Raw genomic sequence first — 14,371 nt, forward strand, 5'->3', positions numbered from 1 at the left:
GGCAACCGCCGGGTGTGGCCTGAGAACCTACGTAATAGTTATCGTCGTGCTGGGCAGTTGCTTGAGGATTTTTTTTGATTTTTTTGCTGGCGACGTGCCACCCCTTGCAATTCAAGGGCTTACGCAGGCAAAAAACCCCGGATTCATTGGCTTTTCTGGCGCCAAATAAAAAACGCCGATGATCTTTCGATCATCGGCGTTTTTTTTGTGCTATGCGCTAAAGGCTCACGGACGATGCAAAATCGCCGAACCCCACGACAGGCCCACCCCAAAACCGCTGATGGCTACGCGCTTCCAGGTCGCATCCATCACGTGCTTTTCCAGCAGCAATGGAATGCTCGACGACACGGTGTTGCCGGTCTCGACCATGTCCTTGATGAACTTGTCCACCGGCGCATCTTCAAACCGACGCGCCACGGCATCGACAATCGCCGCACTGCCCTGGTGGATGCAGAACGCATCGATGTCATCCGCTTGCAGATCCGACTCATTGAGCAGCTCGTGCAGATGCGCAGGCACTTTAAGCAGGGCAAAGTTGAACACCTGGCGACCGTTCATGAAGAACACGCCGTCGCTGACCTTCAGGTGCGGCGCGCCGGAACCGTCGGTGCCGAACTTGGACTTGCCCAGCAGCCAGGACGCGTCTTCGCCCATCCAGGTCGCGGTGGCAGCGTCACCGAACAGCATGGTGGTGTTGCGGTCTTCCGGATCAACGATCTTCGAATACGGGTCGGCGGTGATCAGCAGGCCGTTTTTCAGGCCAGTGGCTTCCATGAAGCCCTTCATCGCGTAGATGCCGTAGACGTAGCCGGAGCAGCCCAGGGAAATATCGAACGCCGCGACGTGAGTCGGCAAGCCGAGCTTGTCCTGGACGATGGCGGCCGTGTGGGGCAAACCCTCTTCATCACCGTTCTGGGTGACGACGATCAGCGCGTCGATGGACTCACGCTTCAAATCGGGGTTATTGGCAAACAAAGCGTTGACCGCCTCGACACACAGATCGGAGGTTTCCTGCGCGGCTTCCTTGCGCGGCAGGAACGCCGAACCGATCTTGCCAATGATGAACTCTTCATCCTTGGCGAATTTGGCACCCTGGGCGTAGTTATCGATCCCGTCGGCCGGCACGTAACTGGCGATGCTTTTTATGCCAATCATTGTGGCTTCCCAATACTAAATAGCTGGAGATCACCCCGCGAGTCGCCTCGCCGGGTGCTGACAATAAAGGGGGCAACCCCGCAAAAAACTCGCTGAAAGCCGCTGCGCAAGGACTCTGAGACGACTTATCCTTTTCACACGATACAGTGAAGATGCGCTTTATGACTCACAGGTCACTCAATTCTGTGTGGTTTATGCAAAACCTTCAAACAATTAAACCGCGTAAACGACAACGGCCCAGCCTGTTTCCAGGCTGGGCCGCTGGGGATGACGCCGTTTACATCTTGTTGAACAGGCTCAACTGCGAGACTTTCACAAATGCCAGCTGCGAGGCTTCGAGCATGGTTTGCTGCAAGGTCAGGTTGATCGCGGCCTCACCCATATCGACGTTGGCCAGGGCACTCATAGTGCTGGTATTGGCCAGACCGACACTGGTGTTTTCGCTGGACTGCACATTCAGCGCATTCTGCCGCGCACCGATGGAACCACGCACGTTATCCACCTGGTCGGTTGAGCTGGTCAGGTTACTGACGGCAGCGTTCAAGGCGTCCTGCAGCTTGACCCGTGCACCGGGAATTCCATCCGCCGGTTGCTCCAGAGCAATGCGCAGCTGACTCAAGGTATCGAGGGCGCTCTGGGTTTTCTGGGTACTGGCACCGACCGAAAACTGATCGCCGACATTCGGCGCGCCGCTCAGGCTGAACGTAACGCCCGCCGCCGTGATCGTCGGGCTCGGCGTGGCGGTCGCATCGATGACACCCGAATCAATCGCCTTGCTGTTGGGGGTGTAGGGCTGCGAAAACACCTCGTAGGCGTTCGGATCGGTATCGCTGAACTTGATCAGCACGCCACTGTTGGCCGGGAAGGTGCTGGCGTACTTGGCCGGGCTACTGACCGTGGCATTGGTCAGTTGCGTCGGCGACGTGTTACTCGCGGTGCGGGCGACGTTGAACGTGTCCGGCTTGGCCGAGAGCGTGAACTCACGCCCCTTGACCATCGCATCGGCATCCGGCCCGGAGGCCTTGTCGGTCAGGTCGACACTGATGTCGAACTTGACCCCGCGCAGGTTGACGCTGGCACTGCCCTCCTTGGTAGAGTCGAACGTCCCGTTGCCCGGAAGCTGCGAGGTAATGTCGTTGCCGCCTTTATCCGTCACCACATACTGGGTGCTGCTGGTGAAGGTCAGCTTGTACGGCTGGCCGTCGGCGTACGACTTGTTGTATTCAATACCCGACGTCACTAGGCCCGCCGAAATGGCGACCTTGTGATCGTCCACTTGCGACGGAGTAGTCGCGGGCGGCACGGGTGCAGGCGTGGTGTATGTGGACTTCGTGCGGCTGTTGTTGACCGCGCCTTCCAGGATCGTCTTGCCCGTATCGCCGGTGCGTACGGTCAGCGTCTCGGACACTTGCAGGCTCAGCTCATTTTCGTCGCCCTGATAGTTGTAAGTACCATCATTGTTGCGCGAATACGGCGGCGTGTCGGTCTTGGAACCGGAGAACAGGTATTTGCCCGCCGCGTCCTTGCTGTTGAGCAAGCCCAGCAACTGATCCTCAAGAGCACCCACTTCAACGGAAATGGATTTGCGGTCCGCATCGCTGGTCACGCCACCGGCCTTCAAGGCCAACTGGCTGGCCGCCTGGAGGGTGGTGTTGATCGCATCCAGCACGCTTTCTTGGTTGGTCAGCGAACTCTGGATATTGGTGATGTTGCCGCTGTACTGCGCCAGCATGTCTTTCTGTTGTTGCAGCATCAGCAAACGCTGCGCGGCAACCGGATCATCGGCGGCGGTCTGCACACGCACGCCTGAACTCGCCTGCTGCTGCGCCTTGACCACGCTGGAATAGTTATCCGTATAGCGAGTCGCGCTGGTGTCGAAATACTGCTGTGTCGAAATGCGCATCGTCCCAGGCTCCCTTAAAGACTATTGATCAGCGTGCTGAAGGTTTCTTGCGCGGCCTTGATGATCTGCGACGACGCGGTGTAGTACTGCTGAAACTTGATCATGTCGCCCGCCTCTTCGTCCAGGTTGACCTGGGACACCGAGTTGCGCGCATTCTTGTTGGCCGTCAGCAGCGCGTTGGTCGCGGTGGTGTCGGTGGTGGCCGCGGCCGCCTTGGCGCCGACGGTGGACACCAGCTTGCTGTTGGCCCCCACCAGGCTGGTGCCACCGCTGCCATCGGCGGCTGTACCGACGGTCGCCTTGGTCTGCAGGTCCAGCAGTTTCTGGGCGTTGCGGTTGTCGGAAACGCCCGTGGCATTGAACGAAAACGAGGTGCTGTCACCGTCGGTCGGCGAGCCGCCTACCGTGGTGTCGAAGCTGAAGCTCTTGGCCGGGCTCACCAGCGTGCCATCCGCAGCGCGCATCGGCACGTTGATGGTGATCTTGTTGGCCTGCCCCGGGACGATGCTGCCGGAGCCGATCGGATCGCCCTGGGCGTTATTGATCGTGTAGCTCTGGGTGCCATCGGCCGCCGGTTTGCCAAAGACCATTTTCACTGGCATCGAGTGCTCGATACCCACTTGCAACTGCGCGGTCGCGGCACCGCCGGCGATGTCCAGAGGCACTGTCAGGGTCGGCGGCGTGAAGGTGCCGGTGCCCTGGTTGGTCTTGCTGCCCTCGCCGGACAATGGCGCGGCAAAGGCAATCTTGCTCGGGTCGGTAAGGACCGTGCCGATTTCCTTGGCGCCGTTGGCGGTCGGGCTGACCTTGAAGCTGTCGCCCGGCTGCATGGTGCCGGTCTTGAGGGTCAAGGCGAAACCGTCGATCACCGGCGCCGGCTGGGTCGGGTCCAGGGTGAAGTTACCCATGGCCTTGCCATCGGAACGCACCACGCTGTACTTGTCGGCTGCGGTGAAGGTCACCTTGTAATCGAAGTTGGTCAGCTTGCTGCTGTCCTTGATCGTCACGTTCAGGCCACCGTCGCCGGTGTTGGACGCCGATGCCACGCTGCGCTGGGCAATCGAGGCGACACTGTTGATGTCCTTGAACATCGCGGCACCGAACTCGCCGTTGAGGTCCAGGCCCTGGCCCAACTGGCTGTTGATCACGTCGGACGTCACCGTGGCGATGCGGCCCAGGTCATTGATGGCCGGCGTCAACACGTCGCTGCGATACCGCAGCAGGCCGCCGATGCTACCACCACTGATCACGTTGCCCAGGTCGACCTTGGTGTTGCCGGCCATGTTCAACTGGATGGTGTATTGGCTTGCATCGCTGTCGCTCGGCACGGCGGAGATAGTGTTGGACTGGTCGCCCATCACCAGCGATTGGCCGGTGCCGGTGCTGACGCTGAACACGCCGTTCTTCTCGCTGGCGGTCACGCCGATCAGCTCATTGAGCGAGCGCACGGCTTCGGCACGCGCGTCCAGCAGGTTGGCCGGGGTAACGTTGCTCGAACCCTGAACCTGGTTGATCTGTTTGTTGAGGGACGCAATCGACGAGGTCAGCTGGTTGACCTGATCGCTCATGGAGGTCAGCTGACCGTTGATGGTCTCTTTCTGCGTGCTCAACTGGGTGGAAATCGCGTTGAAACGGTTGGTCAGGGTCTGCGCATTGGTCAGCAGGATCTGGCGCGCCGACGCATCGCTCGGGTTCGCCGAAGCCGTCTGCACCGCGGCGAAGAACGAACTGAGCACAGCGGACATGCCGGTGGTCTTGTCCGACAGGGTCTTGTCGACCGCACTTACCTGGTCCAGGTAGGCCTTGGCATCGCTGTTGAGCGAGGTGCTGTTCTGGTAGGCCGCGTCGAGGTATTCGTTATACACCCGGCGCACGTCGGCCAGGGTGGTGCCGCTGCCGATGAACACGCCGCCGTAAGGGTTCGACGCGTTGGCGCTCTGGGTAGTCTGCTGACGCGAATAGCCCGAGGTATTGGCGTTGGCAATGTTATTACTCAAGACCGACAACGATCCTTGAGCGGCATTGAGCCCTGACATCCCGATACTGAGCAAACTCATGGTTCAGACCTTATAAATGTGTGGTTGCGCCAGCGGCAGCGTAATTCTGGTAACTGTCCATCGTTTTGGCGATCTGCGAAATCTTGCTGGCATAGGCCGGGTCGGTTGCGTAACCGGCTTTTTGCAACTCGCGTACAAACTGTTCGGGGTTATCGGCCGATTTCACAACTTCTTTATAGCGATCATTGCTTTGCAGCAAGGTCACGAGGTCGTGGAAGCTGTCCTGGTACGAGGCGTAGGAACGGAACTGCGCCGTTTCCTTGACCATCGCGCCATCGCGGAACTCGCTGGTGATCGCACGGGCCTGACCGCCCTGCCAGCTCTGGCCGGCCTTGATGCCAAACAGGTTGTGGCTGCTGCTGCCGTCTTCGGCACGCATTACCGATTTGCCCCAGCCGGTTTCCAGGGCAGCCTGGGCCACCAGGTACTTCGGATCAACGCCAATCCGCGCGGCGGCGGCCTTGGCCATCGGCAACATGGTGGCGACGAACTCATCCTGGGAACTGAAGGCTTTTTTCGCTGGCGCCAGCGGCGGCTGGGCGATGGCGCGGCTGTAGATCTGCATGCGATCGCTGGGCACGGCAAAGCTGCGCGTGGTGCTGTTGACCACATTGTCATCGGCAGCGCTGTTACGCAGCGGTGCAGCCTTGGCGACCGTGGTGTCGGTGCTGGGCACGATGCCGGCCAGCAGGCGGTCGGTGAGTTTGCTCGGCAAGGCGATGCGGCGCTGGTTCATCAGCTCCATATCGTTGACGTGAGCGCTGGCAGTGCCTTCGGGCACCGCGACGCGATAGGCCCACAATGGACGCTGGCCATTGGAGCGACCGAGTGCACCGTCGGCCTGGGTACCGGCACCAATTTCCGTCGGCACATCGACCTTCTTCACCGGCTCTGCCGCCGCCGGGCCCTGCAAGGTGGCCGCCTGGGCGTCCACCGGCTTGTTCTTCTGCATCTGGCGCATCAACACATCGGCCAGGCCGATACCGCCGCCTTCGCGGGACATCGACACCGCCAACTGCTGGTCGTACATTTCCTGATACTGCTTGGCCGCCGGCGTGTTCATCGGGTTGTCCTTGCCCAACGCCTCGGTGGCCGAACGCATGGACTTGAGCATTTCGCTGACGAACAACGACTCAAACTCCTGCGCCACCTTGCGCATGTTGCCTTCGCTGTTCTTGTCGGCGCCGACCTTGAGCTGGTTAAGCCTGCCCAAGTCGGAGTAAGACCCCGAGTCCGCCGTGCTGCTGATCCCGCTCTTGCGCATATCCATGGCCATGGCCTCAGATCACGATCAGGTCGGCTTGCAAGGCGCCGGCCTGTTTCAATGCTTCAAGGATCGCCATCAAGTCGCCGGGCGCTGCGCCCACCTGGTTCACCGCACGGACAATCTCATCCAGGGTGGTGCCGGGGCCGAATTTGAACATCGGCTTGGCTTCTTGCTGAGCGTTGACACGCGAGCGCGGCACCACTGCCGTCTGGCCGTTGGACAACGGCCCAGGCTGGCTGACGATCGGGTCTTCGGTGATGGTCACGGTCAGGCTGCCGTGGGTCACCGCCGCCGGCGAAACCTTGACGTTCTGGCCGATCACGATGGTGCCGGTACGCGAGTTGATGATGACTTTGGCCACCGCCTGGCCCGGGTCGACTTCAAGGTTTTCCAGGATCGACAGGTAGTCCACCCGCTGGCTTGGGTCCAGCGGCGCGGTCACGCGGATCGAGCCGCCGTCGATGGCCTGGGCCACGCCAGGGCCGAGCATGTCGTTGATCTTGTCAACCACACGCTTGGCGGTGGTGAAGTCGGAACGGTTGAGGTTCAGGGTCAGGCTATTGCCTTGGTTGAAGCCGCTCGGCACGGTGCGTTCCACCGTGGCGCCGCCAGGAATCCGCCCGGCCGACGGCACGTTGACGGTGATCTTCGAACCGTCGCGACCTTCGGCGTCAAACCCGCCCACCACCAGGTTGCCCTGGGCAATGGCGTAGACGTTGCCGTCGATACCTTTGAGCGGCGTCATCAACAGGGTGCCGCCACGCAGGCTTTTCGAGTTACCGATGGACGACACGGTGATGTCCACCACCTGGCCCGGCTTGGAGAACGCCGGCAGGTCGGCACTGATCGACACGGCCGCGACGTTTTTCAGTTGCACGTTGCCCGAACCCGCCGGCACCTTGATGCCGAACTGCGAGAGCATGTTGTTGAAGGTCTGCAAGGTGAACGGGGTCTGGGTGGTCTGGTCACCCGTACCGTTGAGCCCCACCACCAGGCCGTAACCGATCAACTGGTTGGAACGCACGCCGGAGATGCTCGCGATGTCTTTCAGGCGCTCGGCCTGGGCGACGGCGCTCAGGGACAGCAAGAGTGCCGCTGCCATCAGCTGTTTGAGGTTCAAAGTCATCACCTAGAAAGGGAACAGCGGGCTAAGGAAGAAACGGTCGAACCAGCCCGGCTGACTTGCATCCGCAAACGAACCCGTACCCGAGTAGGTAATGCGTGCATCGGCAATCCGTGTGGACGGCACAGTGTTGTCGGTGGAGATGTCATCGGCACGGACCATGCCGGCAATGCGCACCAGCTCGTCACCGGTGTTGAGGGTCATCCACTTTTCACCGCGCACGGCGATGATGCCATTGGGCAGCACATCGGCCACGGTGACGGTGATCGAACCGGTCAGGCTGTTGCCCTGCCCCGCCGAACTCTTGCCGTTGGTGGCGCGATCACCGCTGTAGCCGGCGCTCAGGCTCAGGTCGCCATCGCCCAGTGGGTTGTTGGTGTTCGGCACGGCACCGAACAACGAGGTCAGGCCGATACCGGTCTTGCTGGTCTTGCCCACTTGGGAGTTGGCATTCTTGCTGGCCTGAGTCTTCTCGTTCAGGGTGATGGTGATGATGTCACCGACCCGGAACGCCTTGCGGTCGCTGTACAGGTTCTGTTCGAAACCGGCCTGGTAGATCGAGCCATTGTTGGCCGCCGCCGGCAGCGGCGTGCGTGGCAACACCGGCGCGTAGTACGGGTCATTGGGTTTTGGCGTAGGGGCGACACAGCCCGCGAGCACGGTGATCCCACTCAATGCCAGAACAGAAACGTAGCGATTCATGACCCTTACCTCACGGTGTTGCAGGCGCCCTCAAGAGCGCCCCATAGACTTGATTACAGATTCTGCGTGACAAACGAGAGCATCTGGTCGGCGGTGGAAATCACCTTGGAGTTCATCTCGTAGGCGCGCTGGGTGGTGATCATGTTGACCATCTCCTCAACCGTGCTCACGTTGGAGGTTTCCAGGGTGCTTTGCAGCGTGGTGCCGAAACCGTTCAGGCCAGGGGTGCCGATTTGCGGCGCGCCGCTGGAGGCGGTTTCGAGGAACAGGTTGTTGCCCATGGCTTGCAGACCGGCCGGGTTGATGAAGTCGGCGGTTTGCAGGTTGCCGATCACTTGCGACGCCGGGTTGCCGGCTACGGTGATCGACACGGTGCCGTCGTTGCCGACGGTGAAGGTCTTGGCATCTGCTGGCACGACAACCGCAGGCTCCAGGGCGAAACCGTTGGCGGTCACGATCTGGCCGTTGGAATCCAGGTGGAAAGTACCGTCGCGGGTGTAGGAGGTAGTGCCATCCGGTTGCAGGATCTGGAAGAAACCACGGCCGTTGATCGCCATGTCCAGCGGCTGGCCGGTCTGTTGCAGGTTACCGGCACTGAAGTTCTTCTGCGTGCCGACGATCTGCACACCGGTACCCAGTTGCAGGCCCGATGGCAGTTCGCTGTCCTGGGTCGACTGGGAGCCCGGCTGCTTCTTGATCTGGTAGAGCAGGTCCTGGAACTCGGCGCGGTCACGCTTGAAACCCGTGGTCGACACGTTCGCCAGGTTGTTGGAGATGGTGGTCAGGTTGGTGTCCTGGGCGGACAGACCGGTTTTGGCAACCCATAGAGCCGGAAGCATGCTGTTCTCCTCTGTGCGCCTGTTTGTTGGCGCGGCGTGGCAAATTAATTAGTGGGCTGCAATCAGCTCATCTGCATGACGCGAGTCATGGCCTGGTCGTCTTCTTTGGCGCTGTTCATCATCTTGATGTGCAGCTCGAACTGCTTGGAAAGCGCGAGCACTGCGGTCATTTCTTCCACCGCATTGACGTTGCTGGCCTGCAAGAAGCCCGAGGTCAGCTTGACGCCCGCATCGGCCTGGGCCGGCTGGCCATCCTTGGTGTGGATGGTGCCGTCGAGGCCTTTGGTCATATTCTTCAGGTCAGGCTGGACCAGCTTGATCCGGTCCACTTCAGCCATGACGCGCGGGCCTTCGCCCATGGCGCGGATGCTGATGGTGCCGTCGGCGCCCACTTCGATTTTCTGCTGGGGTGGCACCGCAATCGGGCCACCGTTGCCCATGATCGGCATGCCGTTGCCGGCACGCAGCACGCCCAACGCATCGACGTTCATGCTTGCGCTGCGCACGTAGGCCTCGCTGCCGTCAGGGGTTTGCACGGCCATCCAGCCGTCGCCGCTGACGGCCACGTCAAGGTCACGGCCGGTTTCGATCATCGCGCCAGGGGTGAAGTCGGTGGCCGGGCGTTCGGTCAGGGCAAACGCCCGCGCCGGAAAGCTGTCACCAAACACCGGCATCGAACGCGCCTGTTCCAGGTCGCGTTGGAAACCATTGGTGGAAATGTTCGCCAGGTTGTTGGCATGGGCCTTCTGCGCCAGAGCATTCTGGCTGGCGCCGGTCATTGCCACATAAAGGTACTTGTCCACGCTCTATCCTCTTTCTGACGGACGCTTGCCGCCCACCGCTGTACTGATAAGGGATAAGCAATTTGCGAACCAACTTTCAAAATGGCGTAAAAAGCCAATGAACACAGGGGGTTCAGGATTTTCCTCAAGCGTCGCGCCCAACAGATGAGTCGAAAAAACGGCGGAGTTATGCCGCTAACGGCAAACACCGGCGCCAAGGACCATCCCCCTCAAAAGATCTCGCCGCCCCAGCACAAACCAAGCCCGCGCATCCCGCAAAGTTGACTTGACTAATGCAACACAACCGAGACTTATTGATATAAATCTCAGGCCCTCTCTATTTATTATTTCAAAAATCACACGCACTGCGAAAACCGCCACCTCCACACACTCGCACAATTAGTTAAGGCATGTGTTTTAACTTGCATTCCACGACGCGCTGATAAGGCGCACTATTTTCCAATCGCGACCGGCACATAATTACATTTCCTCAAAAAAGCTCCCTTGCCGCACTTTTCCACCCGGCGTAACTTCCTCCCACCGCCTAACCGGCGGCGACCACTTACAACACCCAAGTCACTCCGCAATACACACTTATCCTCTTATACAAGGCCCACAAACATGTTTAGAGTTAACGACAACCCTTCAATCTATTTCAGGGAGCCTTACTTCCCAAACAACCACGACAGTCACTACGACCGACGCGATACTTACCGCACGTATACCGAACCCCATTACCACCGCTGCGATCGCGACCATAACGCAAACGGAGACTTTCCGGAGTTCGGACCGGATCGCGGGTACCGCCACGACCGTAGACTCCCCGACACCCATCGTGACTGGGACCACCGTTTCGACCGTCGACTGCCCGAAACCCGCCATGACCGGGACTACCACCCCCATCGTCGACTGCCCGAAACCCGTCATGACCGGGACTACCACCCCGACCGTCGACTGCCCGATACCCGCCATGACCGGGACTACCACCCCCATCGTCGACTACCCGAAACCCGTCATGACCGGGACTACCACCCCGACCGTCGACTGCCCGAAACCCGCCATGACCGGGACTACCACCCCGACCGTCGACTGCCCGATACCCGCCATGACCGGGACTGCCACCCCGACCGTCGACTGCCCGATACCCGCCATGACCGGGACTACAAACCCGACCGTCGACTGCCCGACTCTCGTCGCGACCCGGACGTTCGCCCTGCCCTCGACACATCTCAAACCACCCGGACCATTGAGGCAATAGGTCAATTACTCGACCGTATACCCAATCGAAAAACAGAGTTCGACCACGGTATTACGTCCGATGACATCCGAGCCGGCAAGTATGGAACGCTCCCACCAAACGCAAGGAAGGAGCTTGAAAAACTGGACGAAGGTCAAAACTACCGACTGGTCATTCTAAGTAGCGAAAAAGGTTTGGAGTCCGCCTGGATACCCACTGACGAGAACAAGCCCACCTTGACCCAACCGCTGAACGACGACGCTTCCAGGAAAAACATCGGACACCCAATATGGGACTTGCCAAACATAATTAAAACCAACGCAAACTCCATCAATCTTGGTGTAACTTCAGACGACTTAAAAAAAGGCGTACATGGCAAACTTTCACCAGAAATAAAGAAGAGCATGGACCTACTGACGCAAGGTAAAAACTATTCACTGGTCTCACTCCCCGATTACATGGGAAATGATACCTCCCTGCTCGTATGGGAAGAAAAAGGCAATCGAGACAACTACGTGCCCATTGGTTCTGTAGATGAGCGCTCACACTGATACCGCTCACGCACGCTAATTTGAACACTGCGCACCTTGCGTAGTGTTCAGCGCGCAACCCTATGGAACCGTTACTTGGTCACATGATGGTCCCGCAACTTATTGGCAATCGTGGTATGCGAAACCCCTAGCCGTTTACCTAACTGCCGGCTGCTGGGGTGTTCTGCGTACAGCGCCTCCAGCACCGCCTTCTCGAACCGTCCGACAATCTCTTCCAACCCACCCTCCAGGGAAAAATCGCCAAGGGGTTGACGCACCCCATAGTCCGGCAACCGAATATGCTCAACCTTCACTGTACCGCCCTCGCACAACGACACCGCCTGGAACAGCACGTTTTCCAGCTGCCGCACGTTGCCCGGCCAGTGGTAATGGCTGAGGCGCTCCATGGCCGCCGGCGCCAGCTTGGGCAGCGGGCAACCAATCTGGCGGCTGGCCTGGTCAAGGAAGTGATCAACCAATGGTGCCAAGCCATCCAGGCATTCGCGCAGCGGCGGGATATGCAGCGACAGCACGTTGAGCCGGTGGTAAAGGTCCTGGCGGAACTCACCACGGGCGCAGAGTTCCGACAAGTCCACTTGAGTCGCGCAGATCACCCGCACATCCAAGTAGACCTCTTCATCACTGCCCACACGCCGGAAGCAACCGTCCTGCAGGAAGCGCAGCAACTTCACCTGCAAGCGCGCACTCATTTCCCCGACACCATCGAGAAACAACGTCCCCCCCGCCGTCAGCTCCAGCAGCCCCAGCTTGCCTTCAGCCCGTGCGCCTTCAAATGCACCTGGGCCGTAACCGAACAATTCGGTCTCGGCCATCGACTCCGGCAAACCCGCGCAGTTGAGGGCCATCAACGGCGACTGCCCACGCGGGCTGGCCAGGTGGCAGGCACGCGCGAGCAATTCCTTGCCGGTGCCGGTTTCGCCTTCTATTAATAGCGGCGCATCCAGCGGTGCCATGCGCCGGGCCTCGCGGACCACGGCGGCCATGACCTTGGAGCTTTGGAAGATGCTGTCGAAACCGCGCAGCTCCTGCTTGCGTACGTTATAGATGCGCTCACCGACCCGATCGGCTCGGTGCAGGGTCAACACGGCACCGGCCATGGCTTCGCTGTCATCGTGCTCGGAAGATTGCAGCGGCGCGATGTCCGCCAGAAACACGTCGCCCTTGACCTTGACCCGCAGCCCGTTGATCCGCGATTTGCTCGCGCGCACCAGCTCCGGCAAATCGAAATCCTCGGCGTAGCGCGACAGCGGAATGCCCGGCACCTCATCCACCCGCACGCCCAGCAACTGCGCCGCGGCGCGGTTGGCGGCGACGATGGAGCCGCCCATGTCGATGGACAGCACCGGGAACTCCAGGGCGCCAAGCAGCGCATTGAGCTCCATATGCCGACGTTCGCTGGGCATCAGCCCTACCCTTTTCACACCAAACACCCCGGCAATCGCCTCGAATTGCGGGCGCAATGCCTGGAACTGCATGTTCACCAGGTTCGGGCAGAACAGATAGATGGCGTTGCCATGCTCACCGCCCACCTCGCCTTTGGCGACGTTGACGCCGTACTCCACCAGCAGGTTGAGGATGTCCCGCAGGATGCCGATGCGGTTCTGGCAGTGCACTTTGATACGCATGAAAAGACCCGAAAGGTGGGGAGGCGCCGCGTCTTTTTGTCGCTGGGCGCAGATAGTCGTCAAGATTATGTGACAGCTTGTGAGCTTTTCCCAGCCCAATGCAGCGCAAGATGCCACAAGCGTAACGATTACTTTACGAAAACCAGCGTATTTTCCTACACACCGTCGTCAGAGGCGGATGGATTCTTGCCCACGCCGGGTTATCAATAGAGGCACAGCAGGACATAACAAGAACGAATGCCTAGCAGGAGAGCCGTATGAAGCAGACGCAGTACGTGGCCCGCGAGCCCGATGCGCAAGGTTTTATCCACTACCCGCCGGAAGAACACGCGGTGTGGAACACCCTGATCACGCGCCAGTTGAAAGTGATCGAGGGTCGCGCCTGCCAGGAATACCTGGACGGCATCGACAAGCTCGGCCTGCCCCTGGACCGTATCCCGCAGTTGGGCGAGGTCAACAAAGTGCTGGCCGAGACCACCGGCTGGCAAGTCGCCCGCGTGCCGGCACTGATCCCCTTCCAGACCTTCTTCGAATTGCTCGCCAGCAAACAGTTTCCGGTAGCGACGTTCATCCGTACCCGTGAAGAGCTGGACTACCTGCAAGAACCGGATATTTTCCACGAGATCTTCGGCCACTGCCCGCTGCTGACCAACCCCTGGTTCGCCGAATTCACCCACACCTATGGCAAGCTCGGCCTCGCGGCCACCAAGGAGCAACGGGTGTACCTGGCGCGGCTGTACTGGATGACCATCGAGTTCGGCCTGGTCGATACGCCCGCCGGCCTGCGCATCTACGGTGGCGGCATTTTGTCGTCGCCCAAGGAGACGGTGTACAGCCTGTCGTCCGAACCCGAGCACCAAGCCTTCGATCCGCTGGAAGCGATGCGCACGCCGTATCGCATCGACATCCTGCAACCGCTGTACTTCGTATTGCCCGAGCTCAAGCGTCTGTTCGAAGTCGCGCAGGAGGACATCATGGGCATGGTCGAGCGCGGCATGCAGCTGGGTCTGCACGCGCCCAAGTTCCCGCCCAAACCCAAAGCCGCCTAAACCTCGGTTTTTTGCGCCAGGTGAGTCTGTTCCCTGGCCCCGCGTTGCTTTAGGGTGACGCCACTGACCTTCAAATACTCG

11 protein-coding genes are annotated in these 14,371 nt (G+C 60.0%); 2 read left to right on the forward strand and 9 right to left on the reverse strand.

What is annotated here, in order from left to right; all coding sequences use genetic code 11:
• Positions 1-225: 225 nt before the first annotated feature.
• From OPU96_RS03370 to OPU96_RS03405, 8 genes are all read right to left on the reverse strand, one after another.
• Positions 226-1,155 (reverse strand): ketoacyl-ACP synthase III, encoded by a 930-nt coding sequence (locus OPU96_RS03370; protein ID WP_192297022.1) that lies wholly within the window; start codon positions 1,153-1,155, stop codon positions 226-228.
• A gap of 277 nt (positions 1,156-1,432) precedes the next feature.
• Positions 1,433-3,058, reverse strand: coding sequence for a flagellar hook-associated protein 3 (locus tag OPU96_RS03375; RefSeq protein WP_498558647.1), 1,626 nt, complete (start codon positions 3,056-3,058; stop codon positions 1,433-1,435).
• 14 nt (positions 3,059-3,072) lie between these two features.
• Positions 3,073-5,115 carry a flagellar hook-associated protein FlgK gene (gene flgK / locus OPU96_RS03380; protein ID WP_192297024.1) on the reverse strand — a complete coding sequence of 681 codons (2,043 nt, stop codon included), beginning with the start codon at positions 5,113-5,115 and terminating at the stop codon, positions 3,073-3,075.
• A 10-nt stretch (positions 5,116-5,125) separates the two neighbouring features.
• A complete protein-coding gene (gene flgJ / locus OPU96_RS03385; RefSeq protein WP_226454986.1) occupies positions 5,126-6,391 on the reverse strand; it encodes a flagellar assembly peptidoglycan hydrolase FlgJ in 1,266 nt (421 codons plus the stop codon).
• A 4-nt stretch (positions 6,392-6,395) separates the two neighbouring features.
• A complete protein-coding gene (locus tag OPU96_RS03390) occupies positions 6,396-7,508 on the reverse strand; it encodes a flagellar basal body P-ring protein FlgI (protein ID WP_370694869.1) in 1,113 nt (370 codons plus the stop codon).
• A 3-nt stretch (positions 7,509-7,511) separates the two neighbouring features.
• Positions 7,512-8,207 carry a flagellar basal body L-ring protein FlgH gene (gene flgH / locus OPU96_RS03395; RefSeq protein WP_192297026.1) on the reverse strand — a complete coding sequence of 232 codons (696 nt, stop codon included), beginning with the start codon at positions 8,205-8,207 and terminating at the stop codon, positions 7,512-7,514.
• A gap of 53 nt (positions 8,208-8,260) precedes the next feature.
• Positions 8,261-9,046 (reverse strand): flagellar basal-body rod protein FlgG, encoded by a 786-nt coding sequence (gene flgG, locus OPU96_RS03400; RefSeq protein WP_498558648.1) that lies wholly within the window; start codon positions 9,044-9,046, stop codon positions 8,261-8,263.
• 62 nt (positions 9,047-9,108) lie between these two features.
• Positions 9,109-9,849: a flagellar basal body rod protein FlgF gene (locus OPU96_RS03405; RefSeq protein ID WP_192297027.1), complete on the reverse strand. Its 741-nt coding sequence runs from the start codon at positions 9,847-9,849 to the stop codon at positions 9,109-9,111.
• Between the two features lie 600 nt (positions 9,850-10,449).
• On the opposite strand from OPU96_RS03405, the gene OPU96_RS03410 reads away from it, so the two are divergent.
• Complete coding sequence (locus tag OPU96_RS03410) at positions 10,450-11,616, forward strand: hypothetical protein (protein ID WP_498558649.1); 1,167 nt, start codon at positions 10,450-10,452, stop codon at positions 11,614-11,616.
• Positions 11,617-11,687: 71 nt separating this feature from the next.
• On the opposite strand, the gene OPU96_RS03415 is transcribed toward OPU96_RS03410, so the two are convergent.
• Positions 11,688-13,241 carry a sigma-54-dependent transcriptional regulator gene (locus OPU96_RS03415; protein ID WP_226454984.1) on the reverse strand — a complete coding sequence of 518 codons (1,554 nt, stop codon included), beginning with the start codon at positions 13,239-13,241 and terminating at the stop codon, positions 11,688-11,690.
• A gap of 257 nt (positions 13,242-13,498) precedes the next feature.
• On the opposite strand from OPU96_RS03415, the gene phhA reads away from it, so the two are divergent.
• Positions 13,499-14,290 (forward strand): phenylalanine 4-monooxygenase, encoded by a 792-nt coding sequence (gene phhA / locus OPU96_RS03420; RefSeq protein WP_192297030.1) that lies wholly within the window; start codon positions 13,499-13,501, stop codon positions 14,288-14,290.
• Positions 14,291-14,371: the final 81 nt, after the last annotated feature.

The sequence above is a fragment of the Pseudomonas sp. RP-B7 genome, from assembly GCF_059803535.1.

Bases quoted from the DNA above. Each gene is read 5' to 3' on its own strand.
- flgK (WP_192297024.1), bottom strand. From the start codon at position 5,115: ATGAGTTTGCTCAGTATCGGGATGTCAGGGCTCAATGCCGCTCAAGGA.
- flgG (WP_498558648.1), bottom strand. From the start codon at position 9,046: ATGCTTCCGGCTCTATGGGTTGCCAAAACCGGTCTGTCCGCCCAGGAC.
- OPU96_RS03370 (WP_192297022.1), bottom strand. From the start codon at position 1,155: ATGATTGGCATAAAAAGCATCGCCAGTTACGTGCCGGCCGACGGGATC.
- OPU96_RS03390 (WP_370694869.1), bottom strand. From the start codon at position 7,508: ATGACTTTGAACCTCAAACAGCTGATGGCAGCGGCACTCTTGCTGTCC.
- OPU96_RS03415 (WP_226454984.1), bottom strand. From the start codon at position 13,241: ATGCGTATCAAAGTGCACTGCCAGAACCGCATCGGCATCCTGCGGGAC.
- flgH (WP_192297026.1), bottom strand. From the start codon at position 8,207: ATGAATCGCTACGTTTCTGTTCTGGCATTGAGTGGGATCACCGTGCTC.
- flgJ (WP_226454986.1), bottom strand. From the start codon at position 6,391: ATGGCCATGGATATGCGCAAGAGCGGGATCAGCAGCACGGCGGACTCG.
- OPU96_RS03410 (WP_498558649.1), top strand. From the start codon at position 10,450: ATGTTTAGAGTTAACGACAACCCTTCAATCTATTTCAGGGAGCCTTAC.
- phhA (WP_192297030.1), top strand. From the start codon at position 13,499: ATGAAGCAGACGCAGTACGTGGCCCGCGAGCCCGATGCGCAAGGTTTT.
- OPU96_RS03375 (WP_498558647.1), bottom strand. From the start codon at position 3,058: ATGCGCATTTCGACACAGCAGTATTTCGACACCAGCGCGACTCGCTAT.